Source organism: Marinicauda salina (assembly GCF_003122085.1).
GTDB classification, from domain to species: Bacteria; Pseudomonadota; Alphaproteobacteria; order Caulobacterales; family Maricaulaceae; genus Maricicauda_A; species Maricicauda_A salina.
This window is the reverse complement of sequence record NZ_QEXV01000001.1, coordinates 57315-72410: the sequence shown is the minus strand read 5'-3', so window position 1 is coordinate 72410 and position 15096 is coordinate 57315. Positions and strand designations below refer to the sequence as shown.

Here is a 15096-nt window from a genome sequence, read left to right as displayed (position 1 = left end):
AGGTTGCATCCCCTGTCCCCGCACCTCTCGCCAAAGATTAACAAATGACGTCCAAGGGTGCAGAAAAAATTTGGGTGGCCGCGACGCCGTTGAGCGAGGCGTGGCGTCGATACATCGATCTCGACACGCCGGATTGGGGCCGCCAGGCGGATTACGTCGCCTTGTTACGTCCCGCGCGCGACGGCGATCCAAGCGATCATCCCGATCAACCGTGGACGAGATTCGAGCCGAAGGACCCGGAGCTACGCGAACTCAAACGCGCTCACTGGGAACGATCGTACAAAGAAGAATGCCTCCTTCATCTCAGGAGCGGAATGCTCCAGGCCTATGGAAAGCCCTGGTTGCCGGAGCGATCGGACAGTTGCGAGCCCGTTCCCGGCTCCCTTTTCGACCCCGACGCGGAAATCCCGCCCACGATCGATTGGCAAGCGAGCTTCATTGAAGCGCGCGGCCGAGCCTATGACGCAGTACGCGTCATCAGCCCGGACGAACTCGCCGCACTCACCGGATCGAAGCCACGACGGCGCGGACCGATCAGCTATCGCGACGAGATCGAGCAAATCGTCCGCGAGCTAATGGCGACCGATCGGCATTGGTTGAGGAAACCCTTTAGCCAAAGGCGGCGCGAAGTCATCGCTAAAGCCGCCCAAAGATTTAGCTATATTGACAAAGGCGATACGCGGGGCTTCGGCCGTACCACGATCGACGATGTGGTGAAAAAAGTTATCGTGGAAAAGCAATAGGTTGGGTTCCCGAAATTTTGCGGAATTGATTTTCCTAATTCCGGTAAATTTTGGTGCGTTTTCTCCGAAATTCGAACGCTCAGCCTCTCACCCATGACGCGGCCGCTCCCGGCCAGACGCATGGGATTGAGAGATGTCGAGAGAACGCGACTTCGCCGCCGAATACCGCCGCCGCCTTGAGCGCGGGCGTGCGCGTGGTCTGAGCAAGGCCCAGGCGCGCGGCCATCCCCGCCAGGGTGAGCCGCTCGCCTCCAATCTCGACAAGCTCCCGCCGAGCGCGCCAGAGATCGAAGACGCGATCCGCGCGATGCGCGAGGGGGAGAGCCTCCGCGCGGCGGCCCGCGCGTCGGGCGTATCCGAACGCCGGGTGCGGCGTTTCATCAAGCTGCGCAATCTCGCCACGCGAAAAGGCCGGACCTGGGCGATCCATGATCCCCGGCCGCGCCGCGTGGCGATGTTCTCCGAGGGTCAGCAGAAGACGGTGATCGTCGAGGGCTATCAGCCCGCCTCGAAAGCCGGCCGCGCCTGGGATCGGCAAGGCCGCTTCGTCCGATCGAACGATATCGACCTGCTCGCCGAGCTTCGCGGCGAGGGCCTGACCGACATTCGCGGCCAATTCCACCCCTTCGAAACCGATCCGAACGTGCTCCATGCGCTCGCCGCCGCGAGCGAGGAAGCCTTCTACGAAATCTATCAGATCGTCAGCTAGCCAAGGAGGAAACTATGGCCAGCCCACCCACCCCGCGCGATGAACGCCTGGAACGGCAATACCGGCGTCTCGGCACTCGAAATCCCGCCTGCGTCGTATGCGGCGAGTCCGATCCGTTCTGTCTCGAACTCCATCATATCGGCGAGCAGAAGCACAACGACGAACTCGCCATCGTCTGCGTCAACTGCCATCGCAAGGCGACCGACCCGCAGAAGGATCGCGCGCGCGTCGAGTGCGACGATCCCGAGCGCGAGCAGCTTGGCCGCCTCCTGTGCGGCCTGGCGGACCTCTTCGCCATGATCGCCGAGAGCCTCGGCGATTGGGGGCGTAAGCTCTTGGGCCTCGACGACGCCGACAAGCCGGAGCGCGGATCATGACCCTGCCCGCGCCCGATGAGATCGCCGTTCGCGCCTATACCGAAAAGCCGAACAACACGCCGATCGGCGCACGCCCGGCCAGGAAGGGCCTCGACGCGCCGTCGCCCTGGACGCTTGTGTTCGATACCGAGACGACGACCGATCCCGCCCAATCCCTGCGCGTCGGCGTCTATCAGGTGCGCAAAGGCGAGGATCCCGCCGAGGAAGGCGCGTTCTACGATCCCGACACGCTGGACGCCGCCGACGAGGCCCGGCTCGCGGCCTATTGCGAAGAGCGGGGCCTGACGCTGCGCACGGTCGCCGAGTTCCGCGAGCGCGTGTTCCTCAACATCGGCTACGACAACGGCGGCGCAATCGTCGGGTTCAACCTGCCCTTCGATATCTCGCGCATCGCGATCTCGCACGGCTCGGCGCGCGGCAGCATGCGCAGCGGGTTTTCGTTCGAGATGAGCCGCGATCGCACCCGGCCGCGCGTGCGAGTGAAGCATCTCTCACGGCGCGCGAGCCTCATCGATTTCGCCCTGCCGGGCGCGCAGGAACTCGCCAGGAGCGCGCGCAAGCGCGGCATGACCCGGCCGAAGCATCGCGGCTATTTCATCGACGTGAAGACGCTCGCCGCCGCGCTGACCTCGCGATCGTTCAGCCTCGAAACCCTGTGCGATTTTCTTGGGGTTCGGACCCGCAAGAAGGAAAGCGAGGATCACGGCGGGCCGCTGACGGCCGACTATCTCGACTACGCGCGCGGCGATGTTCAATCGACCTGGGAATGCTTTGCCGCGCTTTCGGCGCGATACGCCGAACATGATCTCGCGGCCGGCGCGCACCGCATCCTCAGCGAAGCAAGCATCGGCAAGACCTACCTCGGCGCGTTCGGTATCAAGCCGTTGCTCGCTTGTCAGGACGTCCCGCGCGATCTCTTCGGGAGGATCATGTGCGCCTATTACGGCGGCCGCGCCGAGGTGCGCATCCGGCGCGAGGTGCGCGAAGTCGTCTATACCGACTTCAAGTCTATGTACCCGACCGTCAACGCGCTTATGGGCCTATGGGCCTTCGTGATCGGAGACGGCCTCACCTGGCGCGACGCGACCGATGAAACGCGGCGCTTTCTCGATGCGGTCGAGCGCGATGATTTCCAGGACCGGGCGACCTGGCGCGAACTGACGACGCTCGTGCGCATAGGCCCGGACGACGACCTCGTGCCGACGCGCGCCAAATACGACACGCTCAAAACCAATGCGACCTATACGATCGGGCTTAATTACCTGACGTTTGACGGCGGGCTCTGGTACACGCTCGCCGATGTCGTCGCGGCCAAGCTTTTAAGCGGCAAAGCCCCTGAGATTATCGAGGCGATACGCTTTGAGCCGGGAAAACCCCAAAGCGGGCTAAAGCCAAAGAACCTATTCGGCAAAGCCGATTACCACATTGATCCGCTAAAGGATGACGCCTTTACCCGGCTAATCGACCTGCGCGACGAAGCCAAAGCAAAAGGCGATAAAGACGAAAAGGCGATAAAAATCATCGCCAACGCCGCCTCCTACGGCATCTTTATCGAAATCCAGCGGGATAACGCGCCAAAGAAAGAGCCTTTAGCCGTTTACGGGCCGAATGGCTTTTACGATGAAATCGAAAGCACCGCCCTCGAAGAGCCGGGGAAATACTTCCACCCGCTCCTGGGCGTGCTGATCACCGGCGCGGCCCGGTTGATGCTCGCCCTAGCCGAGCGCGTCACGCTAGATGAAGGCCTCGTCTGGGCGTTTTGCGACACTGACAGCCTCGCGATCGCCCGGCCGGAGGCGATGAGCCGCGAGACCTTTCACGCGCGCATGCGCCGCGTCCTGGCCTGGTTCAAGCCGCTCAACCCCTACCGCCAAGCCGGTTCGATCCTCCAGGTCGAGGACGTCAACCACGCCCCCGAGGGCGGCGACGACCTTCGCCCGCTCTACGCCTTTGCTGTCTCGGCGAAACGCTACGCCCTGTTCAATCTCGACGCCGAGGGCCGCCCCGTGATCCGCAAGGCCTCCGCGCACGGCCTGGGCCACCTGATCGCGCCCTACGGCGACGACGACCCCGCGCCGGGCGTGCCTGAGCCTGCCGCGCCGCTTCACAAGCTCGGCGTGACGCGCTGGCAATATGATCTCTGGTACATGATCCTCACCGCCGCGCTCGGCGATCGGCCGCACCTGGTGCCGATGGACTATCACCCGGCGCTCGCCAAGCCCGCCGCCCGGAGCTACGGCGCGACCAGCCCGGACCTCTTGGCGTGGATGCGTCACTACAATGAGCGCCGCGCCTACGCCGACCAGGTGAAGCCCTTCGGCTTCATGGTGAGCTTCACCGCCCGCGAGGGCCTCTACGCCGACCCGCCGCCGCCCGTGGCCGCCGATCCGCACAAGCGCGGCCGACCGAAGAAGACGCCGACGCCGAAACCGATCGCGCCCTTCGAACGCGACCCGGCCGAAGCCGCCCGCCAGGCGTTCGATCGCGAGGCGGGCGAGTCCGTGGCGGAATCAACCTTGAAGACGTATGCTGACGCCCTCACAAACTACCATCTCAGCCCGGAAGCGAAGTTCGAAAACGGCGGAGCCTGGGATAGCGGCGAGACGTTCAGGCGGCATGTTCATGCGCGCAAGCTCAGCCTGATCGGGAAAGAGGCGAACGCCGTGGGGGAGTTTGGAGAGCTAATTTATCCGAGCGCCGCTCAGCGATTTCACGTTGTAGCCTCAGACGCGAAATGAGCATGTCCAAGCGCTTCTTGTTCGATAACCGCTCGCCCGAGCGTCACGCTTCCTGTTCAGTTTGGCGGTTGAGGTGGTCGGACGTCCGGTCACATCCGATCCTTACGGAGGTCTATTCCTGCATCCCGTGAAGTCAATGAGTTCGGATGCTCATCGCGTGACGTACGTCGAAACTGATTGTGTGACACCAATTTCGTAGCAATAATCTGAGCCTTATCGAGTCGTAGATATGCACCTAAGTGCGGTGAAGTCTGGGTTGGAGCGGCTTCAATTACCCCCCGGGATCACAATCGATCCTCGCCTTCAGGCTCAATGCCGAGTTCGACCTATCCGATATCCGAGAATATCTCCAAGCGTCTCATTTGACAGGTAGCCGTATTGTTTTCCTTGGTGCCCAATGACATGGACCGCATAGCGGTCAAGCAGCGGAAATATTGCTGAGTCGGATTGTATAAGACGTAGCTCGTATTCTCTCTCTCCAACTCTGGATATGAGGGCTAGGTCGCCTGGCCCCGCGAGCTTCGTCGCACGAAGTGGTCCTGTCCCAAGCCGGAAATCGAGATTGTTCTCCGCTTCGAATGTTACCCGTACTTCGGAGCGGACCCCAAGGTCGACGAAAGTCATGTTGATTAGGCAAGAATAGGTACGTTTAATGCCACGCTGATTTAGTATAGTCAGCGGCGGAAAGAAGTCATAGCAATCTCGGCTTAGCCAAAAATACTGCGTACCCTTAGATGCCTTAGTACCGGGGTCGGCCATAATTCGAGCGGTATCAGCATGCCCTAATCGAAGCAACATCGTTACTTCGTCGGTTTCGTCGAGAACAATCTCGCGCCCTTGCTCGTCGTAGAGCAGCTCCCACGCGGGGTCTTGCTCGTCTCCAAGCGGCGGTCGATAGATGTCCCAAGATTGATCAAGCATCCGGCCAATCATAGCCTCCCAAGAGAAGCCTGCCGTTTGAGAGGTGGCCTCATCAATTAGTACCGCCATCTCTACATTTTGCGACATCCCCGGCCCAGTAAAATTGCCGCTAGTCACAATCACGCTGTCAGAGTTCTGTGAGCCAAACCCATAGCTTTTCGCATGCATCAATCGCTTTCGATTGATCACGTGAACTTCGGCACCGCATTCCAGCAATTCTTTAACGAGTTGCTTGCTTGTAAGGCGTTGGCGTGTACTTCCACCAAAAAATGCAACGACCCGGCCCCCAGCATCAATATGCCTTCGAAATGTTGGGTAGAAACGAACTCCTCCATTGTAATTACCAAAACCGGAAATGATATAGAAGGTACCAGCTCCAGGCTCATGATCACGTATCCATACACGTTCCAAAAGCGGCACAAGACCTGTGCTTCCACCGGTCGCATAAACATTAGGATGGAGTGTCAGTTCAACCATTCTCTAGAACTATTAAAGCCTCTTCACGCACGGCATTCTTTACATGAAGTCCATACCGTTGATATGTCTCAAGTGGCTCTACCCGCGCGACGCGCCACCCTACGGCATTTGCGATATTAGCTAGGTGTCTAGGCGTATCGATATCAAATCTTGAGCCACCAAGGGTAGTATGGTTGTGACCGACCACCAGCGCATAATGGCCGCCCCGTTTCATTGCAGCGGCCACCGCCCGAAAGCTGTTCTGCATAGATGAAAAGTAACGGTATAGCAGAATAGGAACAGCGCGCCGACGGAACCCATCGGAAGGCCCGATTGCAGCTTGAAGCTGGCAGCATCGCTGCCATTCTGAGTCTGGCAATTTGTCATGATTTATACGTATCTTCTCCTCTAAAAGCGGGCGAGCGCGCCCGCGGAGCTCTCTACTGCCAATAAGTGTAGCTTCTAACTGCAAAATTTCGCTTGGTTCAACCAAGCCTAACCAAACCAGAGACAGTCTTTGTGTGTCGATGTAGGGAAGCGCCATAGCATAGGGTGGGCTTGTTACAGCCGCATCAAATTTAACTTCGCCGAAAGTGGCTTTGAGTTCGGTGTTCCTAATTTGCGCCGTATGTAGCTCAGCATTCTTCAATCCAAATGCCGCTTGAGCAGCACTAATTCGCTCAACTACAGCTTCCGCCGTGCGTAGAAAGTCTTCAGAAAAATCGATCTTGGGCAGTGGCGATCTACGTCTTCGGATGCGAAGGTCTGCCGGTTCTTGCAGCGAATGATCTCGGAGCTTGTCGCTAGCGATCGTCAGAAAGAAATTTTTGATCGACTTAGATTCTTGCCCTGCAATCGCTCGTACTAGCTCGGCTTGCCGGAACGTTGAGGATGGGAGCCAATTTTTGAGGTATACGGCTCGATTTGAACGACTCGTGTCCGGTACTTCTACACCATTCCTCGAAATACCGTTCTTTATGCGTTCGAGTGCGCTGCGCAGGGCTTCTGCCGAATTGGTTAAACCAGCGAATTTCGCATTCGTTATATATATAGCGAGCGGATTGACGTCGATACCGTATCCAATGTGTCCGAGATGCACCGCTTCGATCAGAGTCGTTCCGCTCCCGCAGAATGGGTCTAGGATCGTTGCACCTGGTTCTGGTGCGAGAATATTCAACAGAGCTCGGGCAACTTGAGGATTGAATTTCCCTTTGTATTCATGAAGACCGTGAACAGAATAACGAGTGCTCTGACGCTTTCCGCCATTGCCCGCGCTAATCTCAATGAGATGCTGGCGGGTAGGTTGGAACTGATTGCCCGTACCAAATTCCGAGAAATAGGTTAGGTCGTGACAACGTTCGGTCCTGCCGCCCTCGATAAGGACGCTTTGTTCATCTTCAACAATCTTTTCCGGCTCGACGATCGAGCGGAGTTCGTCGATAGCGAAGCGCTTTTCGTACGGAAAGTGTTTGTATTTTCCCCAATTAATTTTCATGTGATCGATTCTGTAATACGATTATACTCTCGGTTTTAATGTTCGCGTGAGAGAGATTGAACGATTTCCGATTCGCGGCGATCGAGCGCTCCACCGAAAAGATCTTCTCAATTCCAAATTGCGCTGCAGCATCCACGATGATTTCAGCGTTCTCGACTATCTCACCATGAATCTTTGACCGACCAACGACGAAAACCGCGTAGCCACCGGGCACGAGAACCTTCGAAATAAGTTCGAATGTTTTGGCCATCTGCCCAACAAAGTGCTCGCGCGTATGCCGGTTCTTTTTAAAGAAGTGAGCCCGTGCTCCGATCTCTTTGGCTTTCACGTTGATGGGATCATGCCCAAGCCACCACATCCGGTACTTATGGTAGAGCCAATACTCATAGGCGTTTGGATATGGAGGTGATGTAATCACTAATCCGACCGGCCGGGAGAGCTTAGTGAGGTCGAATGCCAGCGTATCCGCTTCGAAAACGTGGCACTCGGGAAGTGGATCGGGCTGATGGGCAAGTGCCGATTGTATACGTTGTGCAGACCGGGTGAACAGCTCGAGCACCTTCTGCTCTGTAACGTCTTTCTCGATGGCGGCGTACCGCGTGTCACTCTCCTGATTGGACACGCGAACGATAATGCTGGATAGCGCAAGTTTTAGGGCGTCTTGAGTGGCAGGTGGGGCTTGAGATATCCCAGATAGAATGCGGGTGATTGTACGTTGAATGTGAGGCTTAAACCAATGATTGAGGTTTGGGATTATTGGGACATCGTCTGTGCAAGCGTCGCTCTCAGAACTCGCAATGAGATGTGCGTGATCAGCTAATCCTTCGGGAGCAGGCGAGGTTTTCACTCGCGAGATCATGCAGGCGATCGGGTTCAGGTCGATACCAACGCTCTTGTATCCCGCGTTCTGACACTCAACAAGCGCCGTGCCGCTGCCGCAGAATGGATCGAGGACAACGGTCTCGTCTGGGACTGGAAGCACAGACAGAACGGCTTGAGGAAGATCGGACACAAACTTTGCTGGATACGGATGGACCGCCTCAATTGCTTCCCCCTTGCCCCGCTGCGGGAAGGCCCAATCGATTGCGCCCAACTGTTTTGCGATGCCGGTTTCAGAACGATGTGTTTCAACCGCGTTCGCGCCGGCACCAATTGTAGCTAGTCGGTCCAAATCACTTACTCCGGCCTTTATCAACTTCGTCTCAGTCGGGGTGGTGCACAGAATCAGTTTTGAAGGTTAATCTGACCCATCAATGACCCCAAGAGGCCCCGTATGCCGTCGACATGGATGTTGTGAAAAAGCTTTCAGCTACGCCATTTCGTGGGATTAGCTCGGAGTGCGAGTTTCAACGTTCGGTAACGCACGCTGCTATTACATCCAGCTAAATCCGGCGGCGGGAAACCAGGCTTATTTGGTCGGCTGGCGAGGGCGCAGGGTGCAATCCGAACAACAGAAAAGGCGGCAGCGCGGGTCGTCACCAAAATCTTCTTGAATTAGAGGCTTTCCGAACTCATCACGCTGAGTGATCGAATTCCCGACACCTGCGTCAATAGCCTTCTAAATTGCCCTGCAGTCCCGGCAGGGATGTCAAACGAACCTCGGGGTCTTTCTTTTAAGATTTAGCTATACCCCCCCCATCAAGGGGAGGGAGGGGGATCGGGTCTCGAAGAACGAGGGCCGCGAAGCCGCGACAGCCCCTACAACGGATGATCCCGCTCGGGATCGACGCCGGCGCCTTCGAGGAATTTCCGGATCGCGCGGACCTCGTCCTTGGGCAGGGAGTGCCTGGCGTGATGGAAGTTCGCCGTCTGGCCGTTGAGCGTGACGGAGAACTTCGCGCCGCCGCGCTCGCCCAGCTCCGCGCCGAGGTCTTCGAGCACATGCTCGACATCGGCCGGCGACAGGTTCGCCGGCTCGGGATGGGCGAAGATGGCGTGCAGGATCTTGCGGTGCTTGTGGTTCATGGTCGGCTCGACCTCCTGATTCGATCGTCCCCACGATACCGGCCGGACGCGCCGCCGGCCCTGCGGCGCCCCGCCTCAGCCTGCGCCGGGGGCGAGCGGATCGGCTTTGCCCGCCCGGGCGACATCGCCTATCACGGGCCGACGCCGAACAAGGGAGACGCCCTCGATGATCGTTGTCACCGGCGCGGCCGGAACGCTCGGAAAGACCGTGTGCAGCCTGCTGCGCGAGGCCGGCCAAGCGGTCGCGGCCGTCGATCTCGGCCAGCCCGACAAGGACGCCGCCGAGGCTGTCTTCGGCGGGATCGATCTCACCGAGCCCGGCCAGGTCGAGACCGTCTATGACCGCCTCGAGGCCGACGGGCGGAAACCGACCGGGCTGGTCAATTGCGCGGGCGGGTTCGACTGGCGGCCCGTGCTGGAGAGCGAGCCCGATCTGTGGGAGCGCCTGTGGCGCATGAACGTGCTCAGCGCCGCGGTCTCCTGCCGCGCCGCGGCCGGCCGCTTGGGGAAGGGCGGGGCGATCGTCAACATCGCCGCGGCCGCCGCCGGTCACGCCGATGAAGGCATGGGGCCCTACGCGGCGTCGAAGGCGGGCGTGCGGCGCCTGACCGAGGCGCTCGCCGCCGAGCTCAAGCCGAACGGCGTGCGGGTCAATTCCGTCTCGCCGACCATCATCGACACCCCGCCCAATCGCGAGGCCATGGCCGACGCGGACTTCTCGGCCTGGGCGAAGCCGGAGGAGGTCGCCGAGGCGGTCGCCTTCCTGCTGTCCGACAGGGCGTCCGGCGTGACCGGCGACGATCTGGTCGTCCGCGGCCGGATGTAGCCTCCTTCACCGACGCGGCGCGACGAGCATCGGTCCGTAGCGCAGGACGAACACCGCGAAGGCCGCGCTCCACAGCGCCGCGCCGGCGCCGAGCGCGGCGTACTGTCCGGCCCCCAGCGCGATCGGGGCGAGCACGCGGATGAGCGCGCCGGCCACGACCAGCCCGTAGATCAGGCGCGTCCAGGCGTCGGCCGCGCGATCGCGACCGGTGTGGCCGAGCGTGGCGCGGGTCATGACCGCCAGCGTCATCGTGCCCATCGCTCCGGCGGTGAGCGCGTGCAGCGCCGCGCTGGCGGGAACCGGGCCGGGCGCGATCGCTGACGCGCCCATCAGGACGAGCCCCAGCGGCAGCCAAGCGTAGCCGACATGGAGGATGGTCACGAGCGGCTCGGCCGTCGTGTGCCAGCCCTTCCAGCGCGCCAGCCGGATCGCGTGCATCGCCCCGGCGATCAGCAACAGCGCGCCGGCGAACCAATCCATCGGGGCGAGGATCCAGGCCAGCAGGCCGGCGCCCGCCGCGGCGAGCGCGCCGGCGTCGAACGCGCCCATGGCCGCGGGGAGATCGCTCATCCCACGCTGGGTCATCCAGTTGCGCGTGAAGCTGGGTGTGATGCGTCCGCCGATCAGCGCGATGAGCATCGCGACCGCGGCGATCGCCGCGCCCTGGGCGGCGCGCCAGTCGGCGCCCGTGATCAGCGCGGCGTGGAAGCCGATATTGGCCAGCGCGAGCAGGCTCGTCAGCGCGCACACCGGCGCGTTCCTGCGATTGCCGCCGAGCAGCACCTCGCGCCAGATCATGGCCGCGAACAGGACCAGGAAGGCGCTGTCGACGATCGCCGCGGCGACCGGGGCCGCGCCCTGGGCGAGCATCGCCGCGCGCCCGGCCGCCCACAGCCCGAAGAGCCCGGCCAGCCGCCCGCCCATCACGGCCAGCCCGCCGGTCCAGTTGGGCACGGCGGTCAGCAGGAAGCCGGCGATGATCGCGGCGAGAAAGCCGAACACCATCTCGTGGACGTGCCAGGCGAGCGCCGGCGCGGTCCCGACCGTCGCGCCGCCGCTCAGGAACACGCCCATCCAGATCGGCGCGGCGAGGGCGGCCCAGAGCGCGCCGAACAGGAAGAAGGGCCGGAAGCCGTAGCTGAACAGCGCGGGACCGGCGTACTCGCGGCGGGCGGCGATCGGATCGCGCGGCATGGCCGCGCGCAGGGCGGACTTGTCAGCTTTCAGCACGGCGCACCTCGAACTCGTCGAACATCGCGCCGACCTCGTCGAGGAGGGCGGCGTCGTCGATCGCCGACCCGCCCGGCCAAGGCCGGCGGTCGGCGGTCCGCGTCTCTTGAAGCACGTAGCGGCGCACGCCGAGTTGCTGCAGCGCAAACGCGATCGCGCGTATGTCGTCGGCGTCCAGCGCGACCGGCCAGACCGTCGTGCGCGCCTCGAAGGGAACGCCCGAGGCGGCGAGACGCTCCAGGCTCGCGCGCGCCTTCGGACCCGCCTTCGCGACGCCGGTCACCGGGTCGTAGCGGTCGAAGGGCGCCTTCACGTCGAAGCCGACCCAGTCGACATGCGCGAGCACGCGGTCGAGCAGCGCCGGCGCGGTCACGGCGGTGTGCAGCGCCACGGCGAAGCCGCGGGCCTTCACCGCCTCGATCGCCGGCGCCAGCGCCGCCTGGGCGAGCGGCTCGCCGCCGCTGAACACGACCGCCTCGAGAAAGTCCCGGCGCGCCTCGAGACGCGCCAGGACGGAGTCGAAGTCGATCAGGCGTTCCGCCGTCGCCGGGATCAGGTCCGGGTTGTGGCAGTAGCCGCAGGCCAGCGGGCAGCCCTGGCAGAACACCACGGCGGCCAGCCGGCCGGGAAAGTCGAGGGTCGAGAACGGTTCGAAGCCGCCGACCCTCAACCCCGGCGCCTCACGCGGCGGCGAGACCGGCGCGGCGCTCCTCGAAGTGGGTGCGCTCCTCATGCTCGCTCCGCTTGCCTGGATTGAAGGCCGAGACCGGCCGGTGATAGCCCATGACCCGGGTCCAGACCTCGCAGGGCTGACGGTCCTCCTCGGCCAGCGCGGCGCCCTCGGGTAGCCGCGCCTCCGCTTCGGCGTCGCACCTGGGACAGTGGTGGTGCTCGCCGGCGAGATAGCCGTGCGTCGGGCAGATCGAGAAGGTCGGCGTGGCCGTGATGTAGGGCAGGCGGAAGCGCGACAGCGCGTTCTTCACTAGGGTCCGGCAGGCCGCCGCCGAGGACAGCTTCTCGCTCATGTAGAGGTGCAGGACGGTGCCGCCGGTGTACTTCGTCTGCAGCGCGTCCTGGCGGGTGAGCGCCTCGAAGGGGTCGTCGGTGTGGCCGACGGGCAGCTGCGAGGAGTTGGTGTAGTAGGGCGCGCCCTCGAAGCCCGCCTGGAGGATGTCCGGGAAGCGCTTCAGGTCCTCCTTGGCGAAGCGGTAGGTCGTGCCCTCGGCCGGCGTCGCCTCGAGATTGTACATGTGGCCGGTCGCCTCCTGGAACTCGACCATGCGGCCGCGGACATGGTCGAGCAGGTCGAGCGCCATCGCCTCGCCTTCCGGCGTGGTGATGTCGTGGGCGTCGCCGGTGAAGTTGCGAACCATCTCGTTGAGCCCGTTCACCCCGAGCGTCGAGAAGTGGTTCCTGAGCGTGCCGAGATACCGCCGGGTGTAGGGGAACAGCCCCTGGTCCATCAGGCGCTGGATGAAGACGCGCTTGATCTCGAGGCTGTCGCGGCCGAGCTCGAGCAGGCGGTCGAGCTCGGCGATCAGTCCGTCCCAGTCGCCGGCGAAGCGATGGCCGAGCCGGGCGCAGTTGACGGTGACCACGCCGATCGAACCGGTCTGCTCCGCCGAGCCGAACAGCCCGTTGCCGCGCTTCATCAGCTCGCGCAGGTCCAGCTGCAGCCGGCAGCACATCGAGCGCACCTGGCCGGGCTTCATGTCGGAATTGATGAAGTTCTGGAAGTAGGGCAGCCCGTACTTCGCGGTCATCTCGAACAGCCGCTGGGCGTTCTCGCTCTCCCAGGGAAAGTCCTCGGTGATGTTGTAGGTCGGGATCGGGAAGGTGAAGACGCGCCCGCGCGCGTCGCCCTCGCACATCACCTCGATGAAGGCGCGGTTGATCATGTCCATCTCGGCCTGGAGGTCGCCATAGGCGAAGTCGGCCTCCTCGCCGCCGATGAGCGGCGTCTGGTCGCGCAGGTCCTCGGGGCAGACCCAGTCGAAGGTGAGATTGGTGAAGGGCGTCTGCGTGCCCCAGCGCGACGGCACGTTCAGCGAGTGGACGAACTCCTGGAGCCCCTGGCGCACCTGGGCGTAGTCGAGCCCGTCGGACCGGACATAGGCCGCCATGTAGGTGTCGAAGCTGGAGAAGGCCTGGGCGCCGGCCCACTCGTTCTGCAACGCGCCCAGGAAGTTCACCGCTTGGCCGAGCGCCGAGGTGAAGTGCTTCGGCGGGCCGCCCTCGGCCTTCTCGGGCACCCCGTTGAGCCCCTCGTTGAGCAGCGTGCGCAGCGACCAGCCGGCGCAGTATCCCGACAGCATGTCGAGATCGTGGATGTGCAGGTCGGCCTCGCGATGGGCCCGCCCGATCGCGGCCGGGTAGACGTGGTCGAGCCAGTAGTTGGCGATGACCTTGCCCGAGACGTTCAGGATGAGCCCGCCCAGCGAATAGCCCTGGTTGGCGTTCGCCTTGATGCGCCAGTCGGCGCGGCCGACGTATTCCTCGACGGCCTGGGCGACGTCGATGGTTGTCCGGGTGTCTGGCGAAGGCGTCGGGACGTCGGGGTCGGCGTCGCGAGAGAGGGGGCCGTCGAGCATCGTCATCTCCATCTCGAATCAAGGGGTGGTGTGTCCGCAAAAAAGATGCACAATATATACCTCTTTGTGAACCCGATCTTGGATTTCTCTGGCTCCGCCCCGATGGTCGCGTTATCGGGGAGCGGCCTGCAGCGAAGAAGCGAGCGAAGCGATGCGGCTGACCGCCCATACGGATTATGCGCTGCGCGTACTCATCTACGCCGCGGTTCAGCCTGACGAACGCTGCACGATCGAGCAGATCGCCGCGGGTTACGGGATTTCGCGCAATCACCTGATGAAGATCGTGCGCAAGCTCGGCGAACACGGCTTCATCGAGACCGTGCGCGGCCGCGGCGGGGGGCTGCGGCTGGCTCGTCCGGCCGAGGAGATCGTGGTCGGCGACGTGGTGCGCGTGATGGAGGAAGGCTTCGCCCAGGCCGAGTGCTTCAAGCCGGCGGAGAACCGCTGTGTCATCACCCCGGCGTGCGGGCTGATCGGCGTGCTCAAGCGCGCCGTCGACGCCTATCTGGGCGTGCTCGACGAGGTCACGCTCGCCGAGATATCCACCAGGCGCGACAAGCTGGCGCGCCTGCTGGCGCTTCCCGATCGCGATTGAGGCGTCACGCCTCCGGGCGCGACCAGACCCAGAGCCCGGCCGCTGCAAGCGCGACGACGGCGATCAGCTTCGCGAAGAGCGGGGCGCTCGACGCAGCCGCGATCAGGCCCGAGACCGCCATGACCGGCAGCGCGACGCGCTTGGCGTTGCGCGGGATGGCGCCGCGCTCGCGCCAGGCCCGCACGCCGGGCCCCAGCCGCGGATGATCGACCAGCCAGGCCTCGAGCCGGGGCGAGGCGCGCGCCAGGCAGGCCGCCGCGACGATGAGGATCGGCGTGCCCGGCAGCAGCGGCAGCACCAGTCCCGCCGCGCCCAGCGGAACCAGGGCGAGGCCGATGGCGGCGAAGACGGCGCGACGAACGGGCATGGCGTCCTTCATATCACGATGCGGAACGGATCCCGGAGCCGGAGCTCCGGGATCCGCCGCTTGGTCCGGCCGCCGGCGGCGCC

At 62.9% G+C, this 15096-nt stretch carries 14 protein-coding genes; 6 read left to right on the top strand and 8 right to left on the bottom strand.

Annotation, left to right across the window (positions count from 1 at the left end; translation table 11 throughout):
- The first annotated feature begins 44 nt into the window (after positions 1 to 44).
- The 4 genes from DDZ18_RS13615 (at position 45) to DDZ18_RS00265 (ending at position 4567) form a co-directional block, all read left to right on the top strand.
- Positions 45 to 743, top strand: a complete 699-nt coding sequence (locus DDZ18_RS13615) for a hypothetical protein (protein ID WP_146190570.1) — start codon at positions 45 to 47, stop codon at positions 741 to 743.
- Positions 744 to 876: 133 nt separating this feature from the next.
- Positions 877 to 1452 carry a helix-turn-helix domain-containing protein gene (locus tag DDZ18_RS00275; protein WP_109251360.1) on the top strand — a complete coding sequence of 192 codons (576 nt, stop codon included), beginning with the start codon at positions 877 to 879 and terminating at the stop codon, positions 1450 to 1452.
- A 14-nt stretch (positions 1453 to 1466) separates the two neighbouring features.
- On the top strand, positions 1467 to 1829 hold the full coding sequence (locus DDZ18_RS00270) for an HNH endonuclease signature motif containing protein (protein ID WP_109251359.1): 363 nt from the start codon (positions 1467 to 1469) through the stop codon (positions 1827 to 1829).
- Positions 1826 to 4567 carry a hypothetical protein gene (locus DDZ18_RS00265; protein WP_109251358.1) on the top strand — a complete coding sequence of 914 codons (2742 nt, stop codon included), beginning with the start codon at positions 1826 to 1828 and terminating at the stop codon, positions 4565 to 4567. Before DDZ18_RS00270 ends, DDZ18_RS00265 begins: the two co-directional genes overlap by 4 nt.
- Before the next feature lie 309 nt (positions 4568 to 4876).
- Here the strand turns inward: DDZ18_RS00265 and DDZ18_RS00260 are convergent, their stop codons facing one another.
- The 4 genes from DDZ18_RS00260 to DDZ18_RS00245 all read right to left on the bottom strand — a co-directional run bounded on the left by DDZ18_RS00260 (position 4877) and on the right by DDZ18_RS00245 (position 9404).
- Positions 4877 to 5965, bottom strand: coding sequence for a phospholipase D-like domain-containing protein (locus DDZ18_RS00260; protein ID WP_109251357.1), 1089 nt, complete (start codon positions 5963 to 5965; stop codon positions 4877 to 4879).
- Complete coding sequence (locus DDZ18_RS00255; RefSeq protein WP_109251356.1) at positions 5958 to 7439, bottom strand: DNA methyltransferase; 1482 nt, start codon at positions 7437 to 7439, stop codon at positions 5958 to 5960. The genes DDZ18_RS00260 and DDZ18_RS00255 overlap by 8 nt, the downstream gene beginning before the upstream one ends.
- Positions 7429 to 8634, bottom strand: a complete 1206-nt coding sequence (locus tag DDZ18_RS00250; RefSeq protein WP_233245647.1) for a DNA methyltransferase — start codon at positions 8632 to 8634, stop codon at positions 7429 to 7431. The genes DDZ18_RS00255 and DDZ18_RS00250 overlap by 11 nt, the downstream gene beginning before the upstream one ends.
- 503 nt (positions 8635 to 9137) lie before the next feature.
- On the bottom strand, positions 9138 to 9404 hold the full coding sequence (locus DDZ18_RS00245) for a hypothetical protein (protein ID WP_109251355.1): 267 nt from the start codon (positions 9402 to 9404) through the stop codon (positions 9138 to 9140).
- 166 nt (positions 9405 to 9570) lie between these two features.
- Between DDZ18_RS00245 and DDZ18_RS00240 the strand changes: the two genes are divergently transcribed.
- On the top strand, positions 9571 to 10230 hold the full coding sequence (locus tag DDZ18_RS00240; RefSeq protein ID WP_109251354.1) for an SDR family oxidoreductase: 660 nt from the start codon (positions 9571 to 9573) through the stop codon (positions 10228 to 10230).
- A gap of 6 nt (positions 10231 to 10236) precedes the next feature.
- On the opposite strand, the gene DDZ18_RS00235 is transcribed toward DDZ18_RS00240, so the two are convergent.
- The 3 genes from DDZ18_RS00235 to DDZ18_RS00225 are packed head-to-tail and all read right to left on the bottom strand — an operon-like array spanning position 10237 to position 14051.
- The gene (locus tag DDZ18_RS00235; RefSeq protein ID WP_233245646.1) at positions 10237 to 11460 is read right to left on the bottom strand and encodes an NnrS family protein; all 1224 of its coding nucleotides are present in this window, start codon (positions 11458 to 11460) and stop codon (positions 10237 to 10239) included.
- Entirely contained in the window at positions 11447 to 12130 is a 684-nt protein-coding gene (locus DDZ18_RS00230) for an anaerobic ribonucleoside-triphosphate reductase activating protein (protein WP_233245645.1), read from the bottom strand. The genes DDZ18_RS00235 and DDZ18_RS00230 overlap by 14 nt, the downstream gene beginning before the upstream one ends.
- 10 nt (positions 12131 to 12140) lie before the next feature.
- Positions 12141 to 14051, bottom strand: coding sequence for a ribonucleoside triphosphate reductase (locus tag DDZ18_RS00225; protein ID WP_109252178.1), 1911 nt, complete (start codon positions 14049 to 14051; stop codon positions 12141 to 12143).
- 151 nt (positions 14052 to 14202) lie between these two features.
- Here DDZ18_RS00225 and DDZ18_RS00220 point away from each other — a divergent pair, with 151 nt between their 5' ends.
- A complete protein-coding gene (locus DDZ18_RS00220) occupies positions 14203 to 14646 on the top strand; it encodes an RrF2 family transcriptional regulator (protein WP_109251351.1) in 444 nt (147 codons plus the stop codon).
- A gap of 4 nt (positions 14647 to 14650) precedes the next feature.
- Here the strand turns inward: DDZ18_RS00220 and DDZ18_RS00215 are convergent, their stop codons facing one another.
- Positions 14651 to 15013 (bottom strand): YbaN family protein, encoded by a 363-nt coding sequence (locus tag DDZ18_RS00215; protein ID WP_109252177.1) that lies wholly within the window; start codon positions 15011 to 15013, stop codon positions 14651 to 14653.
- Positions 15014 to 15096: the final 83 nt, after the last annotated feature.

What these genes read in the sequence shown, in the direction of transcription:
- DDZ18_RS13615 (WP_146190570.1), top strand. Translation starts at nt 45, where the DNA reads ATGACGTCCAAGGGTGCAGAAAAAATTTGGGTGGCCGCGACGCCGTTG.
- DDZ18_RS00275 (WP_109251360.1), top strand. Translation starts at nt 877, where the DNA reads ATGTCGAGAGAACGCGACTTCGCCGCCGAATACCGCCGCCGCCTTGAG.
- DDZ18_RS00270 (WP_109251359.1), top strand. Translation starts at nt 1,467, where the DNA reads ATGGCCAGCCCACCCACCCCGCGCGATGAACGCCTGGAACGGCAATAC.
- DDZ18_RS00265 (WP_109251358.1), top strand. Translation starts at nt 1,826, where the DNA reads ATGACCCTGCCCGCGCCCGATGAGATCGCCGTTCGCGCCTATACCGAA.
- DDZ18_RS00260 (WP_109251357.1), bottom strand. Translation starts at nt 5,965, where the DNA reads ATGGTTGAACTGACACTCCATCCTAATGTTTATGCGACCGGTGGAAGC.
- DDZ18_RS00255 (WP_109251356.1), bottom strand. Translation starts at nt 7,439, where the DNA reads ATGAAAATTAATTGGGGAAAATACAAACACTTTCCGTACGAAAAGCGC.
- DDZ18_RS00245 (WP_109251355.1), bottom strand. Translation starts at nt 9,404, where the DNA reads ATGAACCACAAGCACCGCAAGATCCTGCACGCCATCTTCGCCCATCCC.
- DDZ18_RS00240 (WP_109251354.1), top strand. Translation starts at nt 9,571, where the DNA reads ATGATCGTTGTCACCGGCGCGGCCGGAACGCTCGGAAAGACCGTGTGC.
- DDZ18_RS00225 (WP_109252178.1), bottom strand. Translation starts at nt 14,051, where the DNA reads ATGCTCGACGGCCCCCTCTCTCGCGACGCCGACCCCGACGTCCCGACG.
- DDZ18_RS00220 (WP_109251351.1), top strand. Translation starts at nt 14,203, where the DNA reads ATGCGGCTGACCGCCCATACGGATTATGCGCTGCGCGTACTCATCTAC.
- DDZ18_RS00215 (WP_109252177.1), bottom strand. Translation starts at nt 15,013, where the DNA reads ATGCCCGTTCGTCGCGCCGTCTTCGCCGCCATCGGCCTCGCCCTGGTT.